The sequence below is a fragment of the Streptomyces sp. NPDC052236 genome, from assembly GCF_044548015.1.
GTDB lineage: Bacteria > Actinomycetota > Actinomycetes > Streptomycetales > Streptomycetaceae > Streptomyces.
The window spans coordinates 1-1177 of sequence record NZ_JBIUBL010000091.1 but is presented as its reverse complement, the minus strand read 5'-3'; the positions used below and the strand labels follow the sequence as shown (position 1 = coordinate 1177).

At 70.6% G+C, this 1177-nt stretch carries 2 protein-coding genes; one reads left to right on the top strand and one right to left on the bottom strand.

Annotated features, from left to right (window positions below):
* Positions 1-491: hypothetical protein (locus ACIHCQ_RS44615; RefSeq protein ID WP_399675105.1), on the top strand; the 491-nt coding region annotated here is incomplete at its 5' end.
* Here the strand turns inward: ACIHCQ_RS44615 and ACIHCQ_RS44610 are convergent.
* Positions 409-1177 (bottom strand): IS5 family transposase (locus ACIHCQ_RS44610; protein ID WP_399675104.1); only part of this gene is annotated, 769 nt, incomplete at its 5' end. The genes ACIHCQ_RS44615 and ACIHCQ_RS44610 overlap by 83 nt on opposite strands.

Sequence of the window (1177 nt, the reverse complement as noted above, 5' to 3'; positions counted from 1 at the left end):
TGGAGCAGGCTCAGGCGGAGGTGGATGCCGCGCGGGAGCGGGTCGAGCGGGCCCGGGTGGGGCGTGAAGAGCTCGTGTCGGTGCTGGCCGAGGAGAGCGCGGTGAATACGCCGGTTCCCGTGCCGTCCGGTGGTGAGATGGCTGCCGCTGGGGGATCGAGCGGCTCCGGCGCGGTGCATGGCGAGCGGCCGCCGGTGCGGCGGTCGGGCATGGGCGAGGAGGTGCTCAGCGGCCTCTACCGGGAGGTGTTCGCCGCTGCGGTGGCCGCTTCGGGGCCGGTGAACGGGGTGGAGTGGACGCGGGCGGTGGGCCGGGAAGCGGAGATCAAGAACGAGGTGGAGAAGATCCGGCACCGTGCCTACGTGCTGGAGAAGCGGGGCTGGCTGGTGCGGGCGGAGGACGGACGGTTCACGCCCGAGCCCGGGGCCGTCGGTCGGGGCGCTTCTCCGGCCAGCGCGGAGCGTCTGCGGCCAGGCGCCGGGACAGTCTGATCGTGGCGGCCCACCACACCATCTGGGCGTGGTGGTCGGGGCGGCGTTCGTGGTCGCGGTTGAGGCGGCGTGAGCGGGAGAGCCAGCTCAGCGTGCGCTCCACGACCCACCTGCGGGCAAGTACGACAAATCCGCGTTGTCCGTCGGAGCGGCGCGCGACCTCGATCCGGACTCCGTGACGGGCGAACGCTTTCGCCAGCGCCGGACCCTGGTAGGCGCTGTCGACCCACACCAGTTTCAGTAGCCGGCCCGGCTGCTCCATGAATGTCTCCAGCAGTGCGGGGGCGGCCTTGGAGTCGTGGACGTCCGCTGTGGTCACGGTGACCTCCAGGAGCAGGCCCTCGGTGTCGGTCAGGATGTGGCGCTTGCGCCCGTCGCGTGATTTACCGCCGTCGTATCCGCGGCTGTCCTCGCCGACGGTTTCGGAGGCGTCCACCGACTGACTGTCGATGACCCCCGCACTGGGCTCGGCGTTGCGGCCTGAGCGTTCCCTCGCCGAACGTCGCAGGCGTTCGTACAGCTCACGCACGTAGTCGTAGGACCGCCAGCGGCGCAAGAAATCGTAGACCGCCCGCCAGTACGGGAAATCGACCGGCAGAGCCATCCACTTCACGCCGTTGTCGACGAGGTAGCGCACCGCGTCAAGCATCTCGCGGTGGCAAAACGCCTCCGGACGCCCGCCCAGC